Source organism: Halomicroarcula saliterrae, assembly GCF_031624395.1.
Taxonomy (GTDB): domain Archaea; phylum Halobacteriota; class Halobacteria; order Halobacteriales; family Haloarculaceae; genus Haloarcula; species Haloarcula saliterrae.
In genome coordinates this window covers 109,787-129,229 of sequence record NZ_JAMQON010000001.1, presented here as the reverse complement: position 1 = coordinate 129,229, position 19,443 = coordinate 109,787, and the positions used below count along the sequence as shown (strand labels likewise).

The following is a 19,443-nucleotide window of genomic DNA, read 5'->3' as shown; positions in this document are numbered from 1 at the left end:
CCGGGGGTCCCGGCCTTTCGGTTCCGATAGTATCAGCACCGAAGCCAATTCCTATAACGCCCCCGCCCCGTAGCCACAGCCATGCTCAGATCTGCGTTTCCCGACGCGGGCGACCAGTCGCCCGACGCGCTGCTTGCGGCCTACGGGTCGGTCCTCGCCGAGACGGTCGAGTCGGTCGGCGCCGACGCCGTCGCCGAGGCGACGGCCCTCGACAGCGACACCGTCGAGGCCGTCGCGGCCGGCGAGGTCGCGGAACTCGCCCTCGAAGACGCGACGGCCGTGCTGGCCACCGACCCCGACCGGCCCGACGCGGGCTCGCTACAGGCGGAGGCGCAAGATATCCTCCTGATGGGGATGACGACGGCCGTGATGGACGTCGAATCGCTGGCGTCGGGCATCGACAGCCAGCTCGAACCCAAGGAGATTCAACAGAAGATAGAGGGGCGCTACCCGATGACGCTCCGGGAGTACGCCCTCTTGCACAGCTACATCGAGAGTCGACAGCGATGAGTCGGGTCGCCATCCTAGGCTGTGGCTACGTCGGGCTCGAACTGGGCCGACAGCTGCGGGCCGACCACGAGGTCGTCGGCGTCCGCCGCTCCACGGCCGGGCTGGACGCCATCGAACAGGCGGGGTTCGAGGGGGTACAGGCCGACGTGACCGACGACGACTCGCTGTCGGCGGTGCCGGACGTCGACTGGGTGGTCTTTGCGGCCAGCTCCGGCGGTCGGGGCGCCGACGTGGCCCGCGAGGTGTACGTCGAGGGGTTACGGACGGCCATCGACCACTTCTGGTCCCGCGCGGATGCGCCCGAGCGGCTGGTGTACACGTCCAGTACGGGCGTCTACGGCGACCACGACGGCGCGTGGGTCGACGAGGAGACCCCGCTCGACCCCCGGACCGAGAAGACCGAGGTGCTGGCCGAGGCCGAGCGAGTCGCCCGCGAGCGGCCGGCCGAGCACGGCGGCCACGGGTCGGTCGCCCGCTTTGCCGGCCTCTACGGTCCGGACCGCTACCGGCTGGAGCGGTATCTGGAGGGGCCCGTCACCGCGGGCTATCTCAACATGGTGCATCGCGACGACGCGGCCGGGTCGGTGCGACATCTGCTGGAGGAGGACTACCGCGACGAGGTCGTCCTCGTCGTCGACGACGAGCCGGTCGAGAAGTGGGCCTTCGCCGACTGGCTGGCCGAGGCGTGTTCGGTTCCGTTCCCGCCCAAACAGACGACCGAGGAGCGCCTGGCCGACCCGGAGCTGTCGGCGACGGCGAAACGCCGTATCCAGACGAGCAAGCGCTGCTCGAACGAGCGCCTCCGCGAGCTGGGGTACGAGTTCGCCTACCCGACGTTCAGGGAGGGTTACCGCGCGGCAGTGGAAGCGTACCCCGGTGAGTGAGCGGGGGAACCTTCTTATTGTTTCCCGGACCAGATACGCAATATGTATCTGGTGGCCGCTGGGGACCTTGTGAGTCTGGTCGAGGGGCTCCCGGGCTACGCCAGCGAGAACCCCGTCGAAGTCGCGGGTGTCGTCGTGGGCCTGCTGGTCCTCGTCGGCGGCGGGTTCGCCCTCTACCGCTATCTGACGCGGTCACCGGTCAGCCGGCTCAAATCGATACTGGCCGACTACGACGCGGTCACGGTTCTGATGCACCCCAACCCGGACCCGGACGCGATGTCGTCGGCGCTGGCCGTCGACCAGCTCGCGGCCGCCGGCGGGACCGACGCGAACCTGTGCTACACGGGCGAAATCCGCCGCCCGGAGAACCGCGCGTTCCAGACTGTGCTCGACCTCGACTTCGAGCGCGTCGAGTCGGTCGGTGACATCGACACAGACGCGGTCGTGCTCGTCGACCACAACGAGCCCCGCGGCTTCGCGGGGGCGGAGGAAATCGACCCGGTCGCCGTCGTCGACCACCACCCCGGTGGCGGCACCGGCCTCGATTTCACCGACGTGCGACCCGAGACCGGCGCGTGTGCGACCATCTTCGCCGAGTACTTCGAGTCGCTCGACTGGGACTTCTTCGAGGTCGACGTGGCGCTGACCGACGGCGGCGTCGACACGGCCGACGTGCCGGCGGACGCGATGCCCAGCCACGTCGCGACGGGGCTGATATACGGTATCCAGTCGGACACCCGGTCGCTGACGAACGGCTGTTCCGCCGCCGATTTCGCCGCGGCGGCGTACCTCTACGAGGGCGTCGACAGCGACCTGTTGAACCGCATCGCCAACCCACAGGTCGACGCCGAAGTGCTCGACGTGAAGTCCCGGGCCATCAGCGAGCGCGTGGTCAACGCACCCTACGGCTTCAGCGACGTGGGCGAGGTGTCGAACACCGACGCGATTCCCCAGGCCGCCGACGAACTGGAGACGCTGGAGGGCGTCTCGGCGGTCGTCGTCATCGGCGAGAAAGAGGGAATCATCCGCATCGCCGGCCGCTCGCGCGACGACCGGGTCCACATCGGCCGGGCCATCGAGGCCGTCGTGGACGACATCCCGATGGCCGAGGGCGGCGGCCACGCCCGCATGGGCGGCGGGAAGATTCCCATCGAGTACATGGACGGCATCGGCCCGAGCGAGGGCGTCACGCGCGAACAGCTCCAGGAGCGCATCTTCGCGGCGATGGCCGGCGAGCGCTGAGACCTCGCTGTTTTTGTCCGGCCGGCCAGTAGCGTGGCTATGGCAACACGTGAGGGGACGTGGGCGTACCGGAACGACCACGACGACTTCGCACGGACGTTCTACCGGCGTTTCGGCGACGGCGTCGTCTCCAGCATCGGCGTCGGCACGTACCTCGGCGACGCGACCGACGAGCGCGACGAGGCCTACGGCGAGGCCATCCGGACCGCGCTGGAGTCGGGCATAAACGTAGTCGACACGGCCATCAACTACCGCCATCAGCGCTCGGAGCGAGTGGTGGGAACGGCGCTGGCCGACGCCGACATCGACCGGTCGGCGGCCGTCGTGGCGACCAAAGGCGGGTTCGTTCCATTCGACGGCGAGCGCCCCGACAACCCCGGGGCGTACGTCAAACGCGAGTACGTCGACACCGGGCTCGTCGACCGGGCGGACCTCGTAGGCGGGCAACACTGTATCGCCCCGGCGTTCATCGACGACCAGCTCGACCGCTCGCTGTCGAATCTGGGCCTCGACACCGTCGACTGCTACTACGTCCACAACCCGGAGACGCAGCTGGCCGAGAAGAGTCGCGAGACCGTCTACGACCAGCTCGAAGCGACGTTCGAGCGACTGGAGGCGCGTGCCGACGAGGGCGACATCGCCCACTACGGCGTGGCGACGTGGGACGCCTTCCGCGTGCCAGCGGACCACGACAGCTACCTCTCGCTGCCGGAAGTCGTCGAGCGTGCGCGGTCAGCGGCCGAGTCGGCGGGGAACACGGCGACGCACTTTCGGGCGATTCAGTTGCCGTTCAACGTGTTCATGGCCGACGCGTTCACCGTCCAGTCACACGAGGGTCCGGAAGGTCCACAGTCGGCGCTGTGGTTCGCCCACGAGGCCGGGCTGGACGTGTTCACGAGCGCCTCGATGATGCAGGGCCGGCTAGCCGCGGAGATGCCGGACAGCGTCGAAGCGAAGCTGGAGGGGGAGACTCGCGCCCAGCGGGCCATCAACTTCGCCCGCAGCGCGCCGGGTGTGACCTGTTCGCTCGTCGGGACGGGGTCCGTCGAGCACGCGCGAGAGAACGTGGCCGCGGGCAGCTACGAACCGCTCGGCGCCGACGCGTTCGATGCCGTCTTCGAGTGACCGGGCGAGTCAGCTAAGCTCCGTCCACGTGCTCTCACACTCCGGACAGACCCGCTGTTTCCCGATTTCGTCGGGGTCGTTGTCCGTCGCCAGCTCCTCCTCGCAGGCACTACAGGAGAGTCGCCCGTAACTGTCTTTCTCGACATCCCCGCTCCGTAGGGCCTTTCTGACCGAGTCCATGTGGGACAGTGTGACAGCCGGACTTAAAAAGGCCGCGACGTTCCGGAAACGCCTTCCGGTCGCCCCCGAAACGGCCGGTGTGTCCCGACGGCCCGTGTTCGGCTCGTTGCTCGGGCTGATATTCGTCATCAATCTCGCTCGCGTCGTGTTCGCGCCGCTCATCGAACCCATCAGAACCGCTACCGGCGCCAGCGACGCCACCCTCGGACTGCTGGCGACGCTCGTCTGGGTCGGCAGCGCGGTGCCGCGCCTGCCGACTGGCCTCCTGCTGACGCGGGTGAGCAGAGCCCGCGCGATTCTCGTCTCCGGCGGGATACTGACACTGGGGACGGCCTCTACCGCCCTGACGAGCGACCCGAGGCTGTTGCTCGCGGGCGCGTTCGTCATGGGCACCGCGAGCGGCGTCTACCTCGTCGCGGCCAACCCGCTCATCAGCGAGCTGTTCCGCGAGTCGCCCGGACGGGCGCTGGGGCTCCACGGCGTCGCGAGCCAGCTCGCCGCGGTGGCCGCCCCCGGTCTCGTCACCGTCGCCCTCGCCGTCGGCGACTGGCGGACGACGCTGCTGGCGATGGCCGTCGGGTCGGCGGTGATGACCGTCGTGTTCACGCTCGTCGCCCGCCGGACGACGTTCCCCGAGGCCGGTCAGCAGGACACGGACTTTTTCCGAGCGGTCCGCGCGCAGTGGCCTATCGTCCTCACCGCGATCGCCACGCTCGGCCTGACGACGCTGGTCTGGAACGGCGTGTTCAACTTCTACGTCACGTACATGGGCACGGTCGGCATCGACGGGACCGCCGGGCGGACGCTCCTGCAGGTCGTCTTCGCGGCCGGCGTCCCGGCCTTCTACCTCAGCGGCCGGCTGGCCGACCGGCTCCCGGCGGTTCCGTACCTGCTCGCCATCCTCGGGGCCTTCACCGGCTGTATCCTCCTCCTGCCCGCCGTCCGCGGGTTCTGGCCGCTGGCCGCGCTCAGCGTCGTCATGGGCTATGTCATCCACAGCATCTTCCCGGCGGTCGACACCTACCTGCTGGGCTCGCTCCCGGACCGCCACCGGGCCAGCGCCTACGCGGCCTACGGCGCGGGGATGATGCTCATTCAGGCCCCCGGGAGCCTCCTCGTCGGCCTCCTGCGGGACGCGGGCGTCCCCTTCGCCACCATCTTCGAGTGGATGGGCGGCGGGCTGGTCGCGCTGCTGGCCGTGCTCCTCGTCCTCCACGCCGACGGTCGGCTCCCCGAGACGGCGCGGGCGGGGACAGAGTGAACGAGCGGGTCACAACCAGTCCGAGAGGTGACGGGCAGGCAACCCGGCTGTGGCCGATTCAGAACCCGCCCGGGTGACCGAACGGGGCGGCCGGTCTACGTCCCCCGAAGTGGGGACGACAGCAGTCGCCGGGCGGAAACGCTGAAGCCGCTGGGCACGAGCCATGGGGTATGGAGCTGACACCGGACGAGCTCGCCGGGGTCGTCGATACCGTCGGGCCGGTCACGCGCGAGGAGCTCGTGCGGGCCTGCGGGGAGCTCGCGTTCAAACGGGGCAAAGAGGGCGAGGCGTTCGAGGCGGCCGTCGAGTCGGCGCTCGCGAGCTACCACCTGGTCGAGGTCGCCGACCACGGCGCCGAGCCCGACGCCGCGCTGGTCGTCGTCGGCCCGACCGCCTTCCCGGCGCTGCCCGACGGGGCCGAGGACCTCCCGCATATCCTCGACGTGCCCGGACGGACGGTGGCTCGCGAAGCGATGGCCCGGGCGGCCGAGGCGCGGTTCCGCGAGGACGCCGCGGCGGCGGTCCGGGACGGCGACGACGAACGCATCGAGACGCTGCTGGACGTGAGCTACGACCTCGAAGCGTGGGGCCCGGTCGACCTGGCGACGGCGCGTGGCCACCTCGACGAGGCCACCCACGCGAATTAAGAGCGTCGCCCCCATCTGTGGGCGTATGGACTTCGACCGGGTGACGGCCCACGACCCCGTAACGGTCGAGGGCGAGGAGCGGGAGGCGGCCATCGTCGTCCCGGTGGTCACCCGTACAGACGAGGCGAGGGTTCTCTTCACGAAGCGCGCCGACCACCTGAGTGACCACCCCGGACAGATGGCGTTCCCCGGCGGCGGCCGCGAACCCGAGGACGCGGACCTGCTGGCGACGGCGCTGCGCGAGGCCGACGAGGAGATCGGTCTGACGCCCAACGCGGTCCGCGTCGTCGGCAGACTGGACGATATCCGGACGATAACGCGCTACTCTGTGCGCCCGTTCGTCGGCCGTATCCCCGACCGCGAGTACCGCCCCAGCGACGCGGAGGTCGCCGAGGTGGTGACCCTGTCGGTGTCGGACCTGACCGACCTGGACAACTACGAGTCCGAGCACCGCGACCACCCGCACTACGGCGAGGTTCGGCTGCACTTCTTCTACGTGGACGGCTACACCGTCTGGGGGGCGACCGCACAGATGCTGGTCCAGCTGCTCGAACTGACGACCGACTGGGAGGTGCCCGCGGAGCCGGACCGCTACGCCGACGCCGACGACGCGCTGCCCGAACAGGTGCGTGACGAGGTGCAGTAGCGAGACCGATGGAGGTCGCCGTCGTCGGCGGCGGGGCGGTGGGGCTCGTGGTCGCGGGCGACCTCGCCGCGAGGGGCACCGACGTCACGCTGTACGAGCGCGGTGCTCTCGGCAGCGGCGCGACGGGGCGGGCCGCGGGCCTCTGCTACGACGCCTTCGCGGACCCGACCGACGCCGCAGTCGCCACGCGCGCGATAGAGCGCTACCGCGAGTGGGACCTGTTCACGCCGTGTCCGTACGTCTGGGTCGCCCGCGACGAGCGGGACGCGCGGGCGGTCCGGGAGCAGGCCGCGGAGATGCGGGCGCTCGGCCTCGACGTCGAGGAACTCGCCCCCGCGGCGCTCGGCGAGCGGTATCCGGCGCTCGGCACCGACGGACTGACTGCCTGCGCTGTCGCACGCACCGCCGGGACGCTCGACCCCGAGGCGGTGGTCACCCGCCTGGCCGAGCGAGCGCGGGCGGCAGGGGCGACCGCCCACACCGAAACCCCCGCCACACTGGCCGCTCAGACGACCGTCGAAACGGCCGCGGGAACCACGTCGTTCGACGCCGTCGTCGTGGCCGCCGGTCCGGCGACGAAGCCCCTCGTGGCCCCTCTCGACGTCCGGCTGGCGCTGAACTGCTACCGGGCGCAGGCGCTGGTCACCGGGCCCCTCGACGGGCGGCTACCGTCGCTGTACGACGCGAGCCGCGGGTACTACTGGCGACCGCGGGACGACGGGCTGCTGGTCGGCGACGGTGCCCACGCTGTCGACCCGGCGGACTGTGACCCCGAGGCCGACCCGGAGTTCGTCGAGACGACGCTGGGGCGAATCGAGGCGGCGACGGCGCTCACCCCCGACGTGGCCCGCGCTTGGGCCGGCTGCTGTACGGCGACGCCCGACCGGGACCCGCTCGTCGGCCCCGTCGCCGACGGGCTCTGGGTCGCGACCGGGTGGCAGGGCCACGGCCTGATGCGCGCGCCGGCTATCGGGGAATGGCTCGCCGAGCGCGTCCGCGGGGAGTCGCCGCGGCTGGACGCGCCGCTTTCCGGGTCGTTCGACCCGACACGCTTCGACGGTGACGAGCAGTTCCACCCGCTGGGAGACCCGACGGCTGACTGGTGAGACGCTGGTCAGAAGACGGGACAGCGAAGTTACTCTTCGTCGGCGTCGGCCGCGACGTCGGCGTCCTCGCCAGCCTCGTGGGCCGTCTGTTCCGCGACGGGTTCGTCGTCGGTCTCGGCTTTCGGAATCCGGACGTGCAACGTTCCGTCGCCTTTCAGCGTCGCCGAGGCGGCCTCGGCCTCGACGACGGCGTCTTCGGGCAGTGTCACCGACCCGTCGAGGGCGAGCCCCCGGCCCGGGTATTTCATCTCGTAGTCGTCGTAGAACTCCCGGAACCGGTCGAGACGCACCTCGACGCGGTCCGCGACGTAGCGCACCTGCAGGTCACTGGCCGTCGCCCCCGGCGCGTCGAAGACGACGAGATAGGCGTCCTCGGACTCCAGCAAATCCGCCGGCAGCGGTTTGTTCTCCTGGACCCGGCCGGCGGCTCGCCCGAGGTTCTCGAAGATGGCGTCGCCGATGGACTCGCCGATACCCATCATAGCTCGATTGCCTCGATACAGTCAACGCCGCCACAGTACGGACAGGCGAAGTCCGTCACACCGACATCGTCGGGCATGTCGTACGTGTAGTGGAGCTCGAACATGTCGAGCGTGCAGTCGTCGTCGGTACAGACGACTTCCAGCGTATCTGGCATAGCATAGCGTTGGCCCGTGAGGGACAAACCGCTTTCGGCATCTATCCGGCACGCAGTGCTGACGGCGAGGCTGTCAGAAGGTTGAAGCCACTCGCCCCGAACAGGTGGTGCATGAGTGCCGGTGTCTTGGGTGTCGACTTCAGCGGGGCGAGCGCGGCGGGCGAGGCGCTCTGGGTGACCGAAGCCACACAGACCCCAGTCGGCGTACGCATCGAGGAGTGCTACCGAGCGGCCGATAGGTGGGGACGCGACCGCGGGGACGCCCACGCCGGACTGGTGGACCGAATCACGGCCGCCGACGTTCGCACGGTTGGGCTCGATTTCCCCTTCAGCCTGCCCCAGACGCTGCTCGACGCCCAGTGCGGTGGCGAGTGGAGCGGCTTTCTCTCGTGGGTCGCGAGCGAGGGCGGCCCGGCCGACCCGGCGGCGTTCTCGGACGCGTGTCGCCACACCGCCGAGATGATAGCCGGCAAACGTGATATCCGCCGCGAGACCGACGCCCGACGGGGCGCGCTCTGTCCCTACACCAACCGCGTCCGGAGCATGACCTACCACGGCGCCCGGGACGTGCTCGGGCGGCTCGCCGAGCGGGCGGACACTGCCGTCGTGCCGATGCAAGACGGGACCGGGGCGGCGACATCGGTCTGTGAGGTGTACCCGGCGGCGACCTTCGGCTGGCTCGGCGCCTACCGCGAGGGGTACAAGAACACGGACGGTGCACGGGCCCGCCGCGAGGCCAACGTCGCGGCCATCGAGGACTGCAGCGTCGCGCTGGCGGGCCACCGCGAGACGTATCTGGCGAACCACGACGCGCTGGACTCGCTGGCCGCGGCCGTCAGCGCGGCCCGGGTCGACGACGGCGCTCGGCCGACGCCGGCCGGCACCCGCGAAGAGGGCTGCATCCACGTCTGAGCCGGGGAGTCAAAACTGGCCAGAAGCCCGGAGTATTTCAGTTCGTAGTCGAAGGATAGGTATGGCCGACGACGGCGGTTTCGAGGGCGTCCGCGAGAACGTCGACGGGAATCCGATACTGAAGCTCGTCGGCTACGCGAAACCGTACTGGCTCCGCCTGAGCGTCGGTGTTCTGGCCGCCTTCCTGACCCGGTTTGCCCGCCTCGTCCCGCCGATCATCGTCGCCGCCGCCATCGACCGCGTCATCCTCAACAGCGGCGAGCCGGGGCTGCTGACCGCTGCGGGGCTGTTGCCCGCGGGCGCGATTACCGGCGAGGCGGCGAAGCTCGCCTTCCTCAGACGGCTCGTCGTCATCGCCGCCGTCGCCTACCTCGTCCGGTCGGCGACCCGCTTTGCCTCCCGCTATCTGCTCCAGTCCTCGGCCCAGAAGATACAGCGGGACCTCCGAAACGACACCTACGATCACCTCCAGCACCTCTCGATGGACTTCTTCGCCAACCACCAGACCGGCGGGATGATGTCCATCCTCAACAGCGACATCAACCGGCTGGAGTCGTTCCTGAACACGGAGTTCCGACAGGTGATCCGCGTCGTCGCGACCGTCGGCGGTATCGCCGCCGTTCTCACCTGGTACTCGCCGACGCTGGCGCTCATCGCGCTGGCGCCGGTCCCGATAATCGGGCTGGCGAGCGCGCTGTTCCTGCAGTGGATCGAACCACGGTATCGGGGGATTCGCCGGACGGTCTCCCGGCTCAACACGCGACTGGAGAACAACCTCAGCGGCGTGCCGGTCATCAAGGCGTTCGACCGTTACGACTACGAGAACGGCCGAGTCACCGAACAGAGCCAGACCTACCACGACGAGAAGGTGGCGGCGCTGCGTATCCGCCGCGCCTTTTTCGCCACACTGCGGCTGCTGACCGGCGTCGTCTTCGTCGTTATCCTCTACGTGGCGGGGACCGATTTCATCACGGCCGCCGACAGCAACCGGATGCTGGCTGGGGGTGGCGTGTTCGCCCTCTTCTTCCTCTATCTCCGTCGCCTGTACTCGCCGATGCGACGGGTCGGCAAGTCCGCAAACAAGTACCAGCTCGCCAAGTCCAGCGCCGAGCGGGTCTTTGGCCTGCTGGGCCGGGACCCGGCCATCACGGACCCGGAAGAGCCCGACACGCCGGAGGACATCGACGGCGCCGTCGACTTCGAGGACGTCACCTTCGGCTACGGCGACGGTGAGCCGGTCCTCGAAAACGTCTCGCTGGCCGTGCCGGCCGGCGCGACGGTCGGACTGGCCGGCGCGACCGGCGCCGGCAAGTCGACGCTGCTGAAGCTCGTTCCGCGCTTCCACGACGTGAATTCCGGTGCTGTGCGCGTCGACGGCGTCGATGTCCGCGAGTACGGGCTCCAGTCGTTGCGCGACGACATCGCCGTCGTCGAGCAGAACCCTTACCTGTTCTCCGGCACGGTCGCCGAGAACATCGCCTACGGCGACCGGGACGTACTCGACGGTGAGGCGGCGGGCGAGGAGGGGGCTCGCGAGCGGGTCCGCGAAGCCGCCCGCTCGGCCCAGGCCCACGAATTCGTCGGGGACCTGCCCGACGGCTACGACACCGAAATCGGGGAGCGCGGTATCAAGCTCTCGGGGGGCCAGCGCCAGCGGGTCGCCATCGCCCGGGCGCTGCTGAACGACCCCGCGGTCATCATCTTCGACGAGGCGACAAGCGACGTCGACACGGAGACCGAACGGGCGATTCAGGCGAGCATCGAGCGCCTCGTCGAGGACCGCACCGCCTTCGTCATCGCCCACCGGCTGTCGACTATTCAGGACGCCGACACCATCGTCGTGATGGAGGACGGCGGAATCGTCGAGCGGGGCAGTCACGACGAACTGCTCGGGGCGGGTGGCGAGTACGCCGACCTCTGGGCGGCACAGGCCGACGAACAGGCGGTCAGCGCCGACGACTGAGGGACGGGTTAATTCCCGGCCGCCAGATAGCTGCGGCCGTGTCGACGCTCGACTGGATAGGCGGCTCCGTGCTGTTGTCGACAGCCGTGCTGGTCTTTTCCAGGCCACGTCAGACTGAACCGACGAGCTATCTAGAGGGGGTGCTGGAGACGCAGCTCGGGACCGGTGTCGAAGCGGCGTTGCTGGTGGTCGCATTCGCTGTCGCCGGCGGACTCAAGCTGTATCAGCGACGAGGCGACAACCGACCGTGGGTTCCCGACGAGTGAGTGACGGGGCGACTACGCCGACCCTACTCCGGGAGCGCGTTGCCGGCGCGGGTCCAACGCCGAGCTTTCGCCCCGAGACGCGGCCGCCGGCCCCGATACCCGACGGCTACTTTTGGGGGTGTCGAGCCACTGCACAGCCTATGCGTCTGGTGCAGGTCGTCGTCCCCGACGAGAGACGGGACGCCATCGTCTCGGCGCTCCGGGAGCAGGAGCTGGGCGTCTCGACCACGAAGGAGACCAGCGGCGAGGACGACCGGACGCTCATCTCCTTCGTCGTGCCCGCCGACGCCGTCGAGCACGTCCTCGAAGAGCTCCGCGACGTGGGGTTCAGCGACGAGTGGTACATCGTCTCAATCGAGACGGAGTTCGCCTCCTACGAGGGGGTCGACGAGGTCCAGAACCGGTGGGCGAAGACGCCGAACAGGGTCGCCCCGCGCACGCTGCGCTCGAAGGCCAAGGACATGCGGCGCAACACGCGGTCGTATCTGTGGCTGATGACGCTGTCGACGGTCATCGCGACCGCGGGACTGCTCATCGGCTCGCCGGCTATCGTCGTCGGCTCGATGGTGCTCGCCCCTATCGTCAGCCCCATGCTGACAGCGAGTGTCGGGCTCGTCCGTGACGACCAGCGGATGGTGTTCGACAGCATCCGGATGCAGGGCGTCGGGCTGGGGCTGGCCGTCGTCGGCGCGACGGCGTTCAGCTGGCTGCTCAAATCCGTCCTCGCGGTCCCCATGGAGCTCGCCGTGGCCAACGTGGAACTGATAGCCATCCGGTTCTCGCCGAGCCTCCTCTCGGTCGTCGTCGGGCTGGCGGCGGGTGCGGCCGGCTCTTTCAGCCTCGCCACCAAGGGTCAGGTCACCATCGTCGGCGTGATGGTCGCCGCGGCGCTCATCCCCACGGCGGCCGCCGCCGGCATCGGCTTCGCCTGGGGCCGGCCCGCCGTCGGCGTCGGGAGCACTGTCCTGCTGACGATGACCATCGTCGCGGTAAACCTCGGCGCCTTTCTCACGTTCAAGTATCTGGGGTACGAGCCGGACACCGTCGACCGGGGCGTCTTCGCCGTTTCGGGGGTCCGCCAGACCGCCGCGCTGGCCGCCACGGTCATCGTCGTCGTCGCTGTGGTCGGGGCCGTCGGCGTGGGGACCTACCAGCAGGTGACATTCGAGCGGTCGGTCAACGCGGCGACGACGGACGTGCTCCAGCGGGACGCCTACGACGAGCTGGGCGTCGTCTCGGTCACCGCGGAGTACGTCGGCATCGGGCCGCTGTTCGAGCCGTCGACGGTGACGGTGACGCTCTCGCGGACGAGCGAGCGCCCCTACGAGCAGTTGCCCGGCGCGCTCGCCCGAGCCATCGACGAGCGGACCGGCGAGCGCGTGACGGTCGCCGTCCGCTATCGCGACTACGACCGGGCCACGGCGCCGACACCGCAGACCCCACAGCCCCAACCAAACACCGTTTTAGGCTTCGGGCCGTAACCAGCGTCCATGACTGACCCCGCGACGCTCGACGTGACTATCGTCGACGGCTACGTCGACGAGCCCGCCCACTTCGGGGTCCCGCCGTACATCTCGACGTACCCCCGATACGCCGCCGGTGCGCTCGTCGATGCCGGCGTCCCCGAATCGCAGATCACCTACCACACCATCGACGAACTGCGCGAGGACACGCACCGCTGGCGCGACGTCGAGGACGCCGACCTGCTGGTGTACGTCGGCGGGATGACGGTCCCCGGCAAGTACGTCGGCGGGACGCCGGCCGAACCGGACGAGGTCCGCAAGCTGGCCTGGACCGCCGACGGCACCGCCATCATGGGCGGCCCGGTCCGCTTCGGCGTCGGCGAGGCCAACGAGGGCGCGAGCGAGACGGCCCGGGACGACCTGGACTTCGATTTCCTCGCGATGGCCGACGTGGAGGCGGCCGTCTACGACCTCGTCGACTCCGGTCTCGAAGGGTTCAACGACCGCTACCGCGACGTCGAGGAGGAGACCCGCTGGGCTCGCGCCGGCGCCTTCGTCGTCGAGCAACACCCCAACCACCCCGACTACCTCATCTGCGAGATGGAGACGTCTCGGGGCTGTCCGTACCGCTGTTCGTTCTGTACCGAACCGATGTACGGCAACCCCGACTTCCGCCCGCCCGAGAGCGTCGTCGACGAGGTGGACGCCCTCTCCAACCGCGGCGTCGCGCACTTCCGGCTGGGCCGGCAGGCCGACATCCTCGCCTACGGCGGCGACGGCGAAGCGCCGAATCCGGACGCGCTCCGCCGACTGTACGGCGGGATACGGGAGGTCGCGCCGGACCTGGAGACGCTCCATCTGGACAACATGAACCCCATCACCATCGTGAAGTGGCCGGAGAAGGCCCGCGAGGGGATAGAGATTATCGCCGAGCACAACACCCCCGGCGACACGGCCGCGTTCGGCCTCGAATCCGCGGACCCCGAGGTGATGAGCGACAACAACCTCAACGTCACCGCCGACGAGTGTTTCGAGGCCGTGAAGATCGTCAACGAGGTGGCCGGCTTTCGGCCCGGCGGCGACAGCGAGACCGCACCGAACTTCGGTGACGACGCGGCCCGCCGGCTCCCGAAGCTGCTGCCCGGTATCAACCTCGTCCACGGGCTGAAAGGCGAGCGCCGGGAGACCTTCGAGCACAACAAGGACTTCCTCCAGCGCGTCTACGACGAGGGGCTGATGCTCCGGCGGGTGAACATCCGACAGGTGATGGCCTTCGAGGGGACCGACATGGCCGAGACGGGCGCCGACATCGCGAAAGACCACAAGCAGCTGTTCAAGCAGTACAAACAGGAGGTCAGGGAGACCATCGACAACCCGATGCTCCAGCGGGTCGCCCCGCCGGGGACGGTGCTGCCCGACGTGCATCTGGAGTACCACCAGGACGGCAAGACCTTCGGCCGGCAGCTCGGCACCTACCCACTGCTGGTGGGGCTGCCGGGCGAGCGCGAACTGGGTCGGACCATCGACGTGGCCATCACCGACCACGGCTACCGCTCCGTCACCGGTGTCCCGTACCCGCTCGACGTCAACAGCGCCTCCATGGCGGAACTGGCGACGGTGCCCGGCGTGGGCAAGAGCCGGGCGGGCGACATCGTGGTTGGCCGACCCTACGAGACGGCCAGTGACGTCGGCGAGGACCTTAGGCAGTACATTACCGCACGAGCGCCCGAAAGCGCGGACTGAGCGGCCCGGGCCGACCAGCCGCTGGCGCCCGCCGGCCGAGCCGGACGAAAACGTCGGACCCGTGACAGAGCCCGGTTCCAGCGGCGTGGTCGCCGGTGGCTCGATGCCCGGTATGCATAGTATAACGCCCGCATGAGCGAACGGAAGCTACTTTTGTCTCGACCGCGCAAAGAGTGTCAATGAACGATATCGAGGTGAGCGTCGTCCTCCCCGCCTACAACGAGGAGGACACCATCGAGCAGACGGTGGTGGTCACACTCGATGCGCTCGCCGAGTTCCTCCCGACGGGCACGTTCGAGGTTATCGTCGCGGAGGACGGTTGTGACGACGGGACGCCCGAAATCGCGACGCGACTCGCCGAGACCGACGAGCGGGTCCGACACGTCCACAGCGACGACCGACTCGGCCGGGGCGGGGCCCTGGAGTTCGCCTTCGAGCGGGCCGAGGGGGAGACGCTGGTGTACTTCGACACCGACCTCGCGACGGACATGCGTCACCTCGAAGAACTGGTCGAGAGCGTCCGCTCGGGCGAATACGACGTGGCGACGGGGTCGCGCTGGCTGCCCGAGAACCGGGCCGACCGGCCGCCCAAGCGCGGCATCCCGAGTATCGGGTTCAACGCGCTCGTGCGAGCCGTCCTCCGCTCGGACCTGCGAGACCACCAGTGTGGCTTCAAGTCCATCTCGCGAACGGCCTTCGAGCAGCTCGGGCCGCAAGTCGAGGACGAACACTGGTTCTGGGACACGGAGTTGCTCGTGAAGGCCCAGCGCGAGGGGTACCGCGTCAAGGAGTTCGCCGTCGACTGGGAACCGAAAGGCGACTCGAAGGTCGACATCGTCCGGGACGTGTTCGGTATGGGAAGTCAGGTTCTCCGGACGTTCTGGGAGCTCTCGGTCAGCCCGCGGATCACTCGCCGGGTGTCGCTGGGCGCCGGGACGATGCTCGTCGTCCTCGCCTTGCTCCTGATGACGCAGTACCTGAACCCCCGGACGGTACTGAACGAGATGGCCGGCGCGGCGCCGGGTCTCGTGGCGCTTTCCGCCGTCATCTACGCGGTGTCGTGGCCGATTCGGGGGCTGCGCTATCGCGACATACTCGACTCGATGGGCTTTCACGAACGGTGGGACTTCCTCACCGGCGCGGTCTTCATCAGCCAGACCGGGAACCTCGTCTTCCCGGCCCGACTCGGTGACGGTGTGCGCGCCTACGTCGTCAAGGCCCGGCGCTCCATCCCGTACCCGTCTGGCTTCGCGTCGCTCGCGGTCGAGCGCGTCTTCGACCTGCTGACGATCACGCTGCTTGCCGGCACCGTCATGCTGGGGCTGGCCGCCACCGGCTCTGCCGGCGACCTGTTGGCCGCGCTGACCGGCGACGCGGTCGGCGGCGACCCGGCACAGAGCGGCCAGACGGCCGTCTACGTCGCCGCCGCGGTGGGGCTGGCCGCAATCGGCGCCGTCGCCGCCATCGTCGCCAGCGCGCGCACCGACGCGAACTTCGTCCGGGCCACCATCGGCCGGCTGAGTGACGACTCCTACGCCGACCACGTGGCCGGCATCGTCGAGGGGTTCGTCGCCGACGTGCAGACGGTGACCGCCGACGGGCCAGCCTTCGCCCGCGTCGGTCTCGGGAGCCTCGCTATCTGGTCGCTGGACGTGCTGACGGCGCTGGCGGTGTTTGCCGCTTTCGGCACGCCACTAACGCCCTCCGTCGTCGCCGTCGGCTTCTTCGCCGTCAGCGTCGGGAACCTCGCGAAGGTCCTCCCGCTGACTCCCGGCGGCGTCGGCCTGTACGAGGGCGCCTTCACTATCATCGTCGCGCCGCTGACCCCCGTGGGCGTCACGGCCGCCCTCAGCATCGCTATCGTCGACCACGCGGTCAAGAACGTCGTCACCATCGTCGGCGGCGTCGTCTCGATGGCCTGGCTCAACGTCTCGCTGACGACCGCCGTCGAGGAATCGCGGTCCGCGACGGACATGCAACCGGAAGCGGACGACTAGCGAGGAATCTCCCGTCGGTGGGAACCGCACTGCTCGCGGTTCCCTCCGGTCACCGCTGCGCTTTTCCGAGGAATCTCCCGTCGGTGGGAACCGCACTGCTCGCGGTTCCCTCCGGTCACCGCTGCGCTTTTCCGAGGAATCTCCCGTCGGTCAGAACCGCACTGCTCGCGGTTCCCTCCGGTCACCGCTGCGCTTTTCCGAGGAATCTCCCTTCGGTCGATTCCTCGCTACCGCAAGAACGGCCCGAAGGCCCCAGCCACAGCATCGACCAGCGCGTCCGTTCGGCTGACCCGGCCGGCGGTGTAGACGCCGATAGCGCCCTCCTGTTTGGCGAGTTCCTCCCGGCCCAGTTCGTCGTCGAGCACGGGGCCGAGTTCGTCGCCGTCCCGCAGCCGCTCGGCGACTGGCTCGGGCAGTCGAATCGACGGGCCGGCGCCCAGATGGGTGTCGGTGCCGTCGGTGACGGCGGCCCACATGACGAGCCAGAGTCCGCCGGGCGTGTCGCGCGCGGCGACGCCGCCCTCGATACCCACCCCGAACTGGGCGTCGGTCGCCGACAGGGCGGCGGCCGCACGGTTTCGAGCGCCCCGAACCGTCTCCGCGCGACCCCATGGCTGTTCGGGAACGCCCGAATCGACCGCGACAGCGCTGCACTCGGCGTCCGGCAACACGCGTTCGACGGCTGCAACTTTCACCGGATTCGTACTCCCGATGGCGACGTGCATGGGCGAGGAAACTACCGGATGGTTCATGATGGTTGTTATTTGAATGGCGATGCCCACCATACGCAAACCGGTGTTTCGTGGCGTAAGACAGGCATCTTCCAACCCATACCACAATTTTTAAATGTCTTTCGGACGGATTCAGTCTTACCGATTGCCTCCGGGTTCTCCAGCAGTACACTGTACCCGGTGAGCGCCCGCCATCGCTACAATGAACGAGCAAACACGAACGCGAAAGCGAACAGAAGAGGAGACGGAATCGACGGAATCGACATCGACGGCCTGCCCCGAGTGTAGCGGCTCGCTGGTCATCGACGACGAACACGGGGAGACCGTGTGTGAGGACTGCGGTCTCGTCGTGGAGTCCGACGAAATCGACCGCGGGCCCGAGTGGCGCGCGTTCGATTCGAGCGAGAAAGACCAGAAGTCCCGCGTCGGCGCCCCGACGACGAACATGATGCACGACAAGGGGCTGTCGACCAACATCGACTGGCGCGACAAGGACGCCTACGGCAACTCCCTGTCGGGCAAGCAGCGCCAGAAGATGCAGCGCCTGCGCAAGTGGAACGAGCGGTTCCGGACCCGGGACTCCAAGGAACGCAACCTCAAGCAGGCCCTGGGCGAGATAGACCGGATGGCCTCCGCACTGGGTCTGCCCGAGAACGTCCGCGAGACGGCCTCGGTTATCTACCGCCGAGCGCTCGACGAAGACCTGCTTCCGGGTCGCTCCATCGAAGGCGTCTCGACGGCCTCCGTCTACGCCGCAGCGCGACAGGCCGGCGTCCCGCGGAGCCTCGACGAAATCACCGAGGTCTCCCGGGTCGAAAAGAGCGAAATCGCCCGCACCTACCGCTACGTCGTCCGCGAGCTCGGCCTCGAAGTGAAGCCGGCCGACCCCGAGAGCTACGTCCCCCGGTTCGCCTCCTCGCTGGAGCTCTCCGACGAGGCCGAACACCGGGCCCGTCAGCTCCTCCAGAACGCCAAAGAGCAGGGCGTCCACTCCGGGAAGTCGCCCGTCGGACTCGCCGCGGCCGCCGTCTACGCCGCGGCGCTGCTGACCAACGAGAAGACCACGCAGGCCGCCGTCAGCGAGGTCGCCGACATCTCCGAAGTGACCATCCGCAACCGCTACCACGAACTGCTGGAAGCCGAGCAGGACCTCCCGGTCGCGTAAGCGCCCCGACAGGGGGAGAATCACGGCTGATAACTACGGAGATACGTTTAATCCGCTGGACTGTCGCGTTGCGTACATGGCTACGGATTTCGACAGTGGCGGCCAGGATATGGCCGACTCGGGTGACACCGACGCGGAGCTCGGGAGCGCCATCGACGAGTTGCTCCACACCTCCGAGAACGTCTCGCGGAGTTCACAGGAGATCAGCGACCTCGCGAACCAGCAGTCCGACAACATGCGCGAGGTCGCGGGCGAGGTCTCGAACCTGTCGGCGACCGTCGAGGAGGTCGCCTCCAGCGCGAACCAGGTCCAGCAGGTCAGCGAGCGGGCCCGTGAACTCGCCGACAGGGGCCGGGACGCGGCCGACGACGCCATCGACGCGATGGAGTCCGTCGACGCGGCAAACGAGATGGTGTCGGAGGACGTGAAACAGCTCCGGAGTCGCATCGACGAGATAGACGAGATCGTCGACGTCATCAACGACATCGCCGACCAGACCAACATGCTGGCGCTGAACGCCTCTATCGAGGCCGCCCGCGCTGGCGAAGCCGGCGAGGGCTTTGCCGTCGTCGCCGACGAGGTCAAATCGCTGGCCGAGGAGTCCCAGCAGAACGCCACCGAAATCGAGCAGCTGGTCTCGAACATCAAGGCCGACACCGAGGACACCGTCGGCAGCATCGACGAGGCCAACGAGCAGGTCGAGCAGGGCATCGAGCAGGTGACCGAGACCGTCGAGATCCTCCGTGACATCGACGGGTCCGTCAAGGAGGCCGCCCGCGGCGCCGAGGAAGTGGCGTCGGCCACCGACGAGCAGGCCGCCTCCACCGAGGAGGTCGCGAGCATGGTCGACATGACCGCCGAGAACGCCGAGGAGGTCGCAAACGAGATCGAGGAGATCGCCGCGGCCAACGAACAACAGACCGCGAAGATAAACGAGATTCAGCTGCTGGTCGACGAGCGGTAGG

The 19,443-nt window shown here is 68.8% G+C and carries 20 protein-coding genes; 16 read left to right on the top strand and 4 right to left on the bottom strand.

All coding sequences use genetic code 11. The annotated features are described in order from the left end of the window. Positions 1–81 precede the first annotated feature (81 nt). From NDI56_RS00700 to NDI56_RS00685, 4 genes are read left to right on the top strand one after another with little or no spacing between them, the layout of a single operon-like run. Positions 82–510, top strand: a complete 429-nt coding sequence (locus NDI56_RS00700; protein ID WP_310917484.1) for a DUF5791 family protein — start codon at positions 82–84, stop codon at positions 508–510. Further along, a complete protein-coding gene (locus NDI56_RS00695; RefSeq protein WP_310917483.1) occupies positions 507–1,394 on the top strand; it encodes an SDR family oxidoreductase in 888 nt (295 codons plus the stop codon). Before NDI56_RS00700 ends, NDI56_RS00695 begins: the two co-directional genes overlap by 4 nt. A 42-nt stretch (positions 1,395–1,436) precedes the next feature. Then, entirely contained in the window at positions 1,437–2,636 is a 1,200-nt protein-coding gene (locus NDI56_RS00690) for a DHH family phosphoesterase (protein WP_310917482.1), read from the top strand. A 39-nt stretch (positions 2,637–2,675) separates the two neighbouring features. After that, complete coding sequence (locus tag NDI56_RS00685) at positions 2,676–3,761, top strand: aldo/keto reductase (RefSeq protein ID WP_310917481.1); 1,086 nt, start codon at positions 2,676–2,678, stop codon at positions 3,759–3,761. A gap of 9 nt (positions 3,762–3,770) precedes the next feature. Here NDI56_RS00685 and NDI56_RS00680 read toward each other — a convergent pair whose 3' ends face one another. After that, on the bottom strand, positions 3,771–3,941 hold the full coding sequence (locus tag NDI56_RS00680) for an HVO_0758 family zinc finger protein (RefSeq protein WP_310917480.1): 171 nt from the start codon (positions 3,939–3,941) through the stop codon (positions 3,771–3,773). A gap of 115 nt (positions 3,942–4,056) precedes the next feature. Here NDI56_RS00680 and NDI56_RS00675 point away from each other — a divergent pair, with 115 nt between their 5' ends. From NDI56_RS00675 to NDI56_RS00660, 4 genes are all read left to right on the top strand, one after another. Beyond that, positions 4,057–5,202 carry an MFS transporter gene (locus NDI56_RS00675; protein ID WP_310918911.1) on the top strand — a complete coding sequence of 382 codons (1,146 nt, stop codon included), beginning with the start codon at positions 4,057–4,059 and terminating at the stop codon, positions 5,200–5,202. Between the two features lie 170 nt (positions 5,203–5,372). Next, positions 5,373–5,849 carry a DUF7109 family protein gene (locus tag NDI56_RS00670; protein ID WP_310917479.1) on the top strand — a complete coding sequence of 159 codons (477 nt, stop codon included), beginning with the start codon at positions 5,373–5,375 and terminating at the stop codon, positions 5,847–5,849. A 25-nt stretch (positions 5,850–5,874) separates the two neighbouring features. Next, positions 5,875–6,495, top strand: coding sequence for an NUDIX hydrolase (locus tag NDI56_RS00665; protein WP_310917478.1), 621 nt, complete (start codon positions 5,875–5,877; stop codon positions 6,493–6,495). A gap of 8 nt (positions 6,496–6,503) precedes the next feature. Then, the gene (locus NDI56_RS00660; protein WP_310917477.1) at positions 6,504–7,601 is read left to right on the top strand and encodes an NAD(P)/FAD-dependent oxidoreductase; all 1,098 of its coding nucleotides are present in this window, start codon (positions 6,504–6,506) and stop codon (positions 7,599–7,601) included. 29 nt (positions 7,602–7,630) lie between these two features. Here NDI56_RS00660 and NDI56_RS00655 read toward each other — a convergent pair whose 3' ends face one another. After that, the gene (locus NDI56_RS00655; RefSeq protein ID WP_310917476.1) at positions 7,631–8,083 is read right to left on the bottom strand and encodes an Hsp20/alpha crystallin family protein; all 453 of its coding nucleotides are present in this window, start codon (positions 8,081–8,083) and stop codon (positions 7,631–7,633) included. Then, the gene (locus NDI56_RS00650; RefSeq protein WP_310917475.1) at positions 8,080–8,238 is read right to left on the bottom strand and encodes a DUF7559 family protein; all 159 of its coding nucleotides are present in this window, start codon (positions 8,236–8,238) and stop codon (positions 8,080–8,082) included. The genes NDI56_RS00655 and NDI56_RS00650 overlap by 4 nt, the downstream gene beginning before the upstream one ends. A 111-nt stretch (positions 8,239–8,349) precedes the next feature. Here NDI56_RS00650 and NDI56_RS00645 point away from each other — a divergent pair, with 111 nt between their 5' ends. From NDI56_RS00645 to NDI56_RS00620, 6 genes are all read left to right on the top strand, one after another. Continuing rightward, positions 8,350–9,150: a DUF429 domain-containing protein gene (locus NDI56_RS00645; protein ID WP_310917474.1), complete on the top strand. Its 801-nt coding sequence runs from the start codon at positions 8,350–8,352 to the stop codon at positions 9,148–9,150. A 61-nt stretch (positions 9,151–9,211) separates the two neighbouring features. Then, positions 9,212–11,113, top strand: coding sequence for an ABC transporter ATP-binding protein (locus NDI56_RS00640; RefSeq protein WP_310917473.1), 1,902 nt, complete (start codon positions 9,212–9,214; stop codon positions 11,111–11,113). A gap of 38 nt (positions 11,114–11,151) precedes the next feature. Continuing rightward, a complete protein-coding gene (locus NDI56_RS00635; protein WP_310917472.1) occupies positions 11,152–11,379 on the top strand; it encodes a hypothetical protein in 228 nt (75 codons plus the stop codon). Positions 11,380–11,519: 140 nt separating this feature from the next. Further along, positions 11,520–12,860 carry a TIGR00341 family protein gene (locus NDI56_RS00630; RefSeq protein WP_310917471.1) on the top strand — a complete coding sequence of 447 codons (1,341 nt, stop codon included), beginning with the start codon at positions 11,520–11,522 and terminating at the stop codon, positions 12,858–12,860. Between the two features lie 9 nt (positions 12,861–12,869). After that, a complete protein-coding gene (locus tag NDI56_RS00625) occupies positions 12,870–14,585 on the top strand; it encodes a radical SAM protein (RefSeq protein WP_310917470.1) in 1,716 nt (571 codons plus the stop codon). A 179-nt stretch (positions 14,586–14,764) separates the two neighbouring features. Further along, positions 14,765–16,582, top strand: a complete 1,818-nt coding sequence (locus NDI56_RS00620) for a flippase-like domain-containing protein (protein ID WP_310917469.1) — start codon at positions 14,765–14,767, stop codon at positions 16,580–16,582. Positions 16,583–16,809: 227 nt separating this feature from the next. On the opposite strand, the gene yjjX is transcribed toward NDI56_RS00620, so the two are convergent. Further along, the gene (gene yjjX / locus NDI56_RS00615; RefSeq protein WP_310917468.1) at positions 16,810–17,307 is read right to left on the bottom strand and encodes an inosine/xanthosine triphosphatase; all 498 of its coding nucleotides are present in this window, start codon (positions 17,305–17,307) and stop codon (positions 16,810–16,812) included. 208 nt (positions 17,308–17,515) lie between these two features. Between yjjX and NDI56_RS00610 the strand changes: the two genes are divergently transcribed. Both NDI56_RS00610 and NDI56_RS00605 read left to right on the top strand, forming a co-directional pair. Next, complete coding sequence (locus tag NDI56_RS00610) at positions 17,516–18,478, top strand: transcription initiation factor IIB (RefSeq protein WP_310917467.1); 963 nt, start codon at positions 17,516–17,518, stop codon at positions 18,476–18,478. 76 nt (positions 18,479–18,554) lie between these two features. Beyond that, positions 18,555–19,442 (top strand): methyl-accepting chemotaxis protein, encoded by an 888-nt coding sequence (locus NDI56_RS00605; RefSeq protein ID WP_310917466.1) that lies wholly within the window; start codon positions 18,555–18,557, stop codon positions 19,440–19,442. Position 19,443 lies beyond the last annotated feature (1 nt).

Bases quoted from the DNA above. Each gene is read 5' to 3' on its own strand.
- NDI56_RS00700 (WP_310917484.1), top strand. From the start codon at position 82: ATGCTCAGATCTGCGTTTCCCGACGCGGGCGACCAGTCGCCCGACGCG.
- NDI56_RS00695 (WP_310917483.1), top strand. From the start codon at position 507: ATGAGTCGGGTCGCCATCCTAGGCTGTGGCTACGTCGGGCTCGAACTG.
- NDI56_RS00690 (WP_310917482.1), top strand. From the start codon at position 1,437: ATGTATCTGGTGGCCGCTGGGGACCTTGTGAGTCTGGTCGAGGGGCTC.
- NDI56_RS00685 (WP_310917481.1), top strand. From the start codon at position 2,676: ATGGCAACACGTGAGGGGACGTGGGCGTACCGGAACGACCACGACGAC.
- NDI56_RS00680 (WP_310917480.1), bottom strand. From the start codon at position 3,941: ATGGACTCGGTCAGAAAGGCCCTACGGAGCGGGGATGTCGAGAAAGAC.
- NDI56_RS00670 (WP_310917479.1), top strand. From the start codon at position 5,373: ATGGAGCTGACACCGGACGAGCTCGCCGGGGTCGTCGATACCGTCGGG.
- NDI56_RS00665 (WP_310917478.1), top strand. From the start codon at position 5,875: ATGGACTTCGACCGGGTGACGGCCCACGACCCCGTAACGGTCGAGGGC.
- NDI56_RS00660 (WP_310917477.1), top strand. From the start codon at position 6,504: ATGGAGGTCGCCGTCGTCGGCGGCGGGGCGGTGGGGCTCGTGGTCGCG.
- NDI56_RS00655 (WP_310917476.1), bottom strand. From the start codon at position 8,083: ATGATGGGTATCGGCGAGTCCATCGGCGACGCCATCTTCGAGAACCTC.
- NDI56_RS00650 (WP_310917475.1), bottom strand. From the start codon at position 8,238: ATGCCAGATACGCTGGAAGTCGTCTGTACCGACGACGACTGCACGCTC.
- NDI56_RS00645 (WP_310917474.1), top strand. From the start codon at position 8,350: ATGAGTGCCGGTGTCTTGGGTGTCGACTTCAGCGGGGCGAGCGCGGCG.
- NDI56_RS00640 (WP_310917473.1), top strand. From the start codon at position 9,212: ATGGCCGACGACGGCGGTTTCGAGGGCGTCCGCGAGAACGTCGACGGG.
- NDI56_RS00630 (WP_310917471.1), top strand. From the start codon at position 11,520: ATGCGTCTGGTGCAGGTCGTCGTCCCCGACGAGAGACGGGACGCCATC.
- NDI56_RS00625 (WP_310917470.1), top strand. From the start codon at position 12,870: ATGACTGACCCCGCGACGCTCGACGTGACTATCGTCGACGGCTACGTC.
- NDI56_RS00620 (WP_310917469.1), top strand. From the start codon at position 14,765: ATGAACGATATCGAGGTGAGCGTCGTCCTCCCCGCCTACAACGAGGAG.
- yjjX (WP_310917468.1), bottom strand. From the start codon at position 17,307: ATGCACGTCGCCATCGGGAGTACGAATCCGGTGAAAGTTGCAGCCGTC.
- NDI56_RS00610 (WP_310917467.1), top strand. From the start codon at position 17,516: ATGAACGAGCAAACACGAACGCGAAAGCGAACAGAAGAGGAGACGGAA.
- NDI56_RS00605 (WP_310917466.1), top strand. From the start codon at position 18,555: ATGGCTACGGATTTCGACAGTGGCGGCCAGGATATGGCCGACTCGGGT.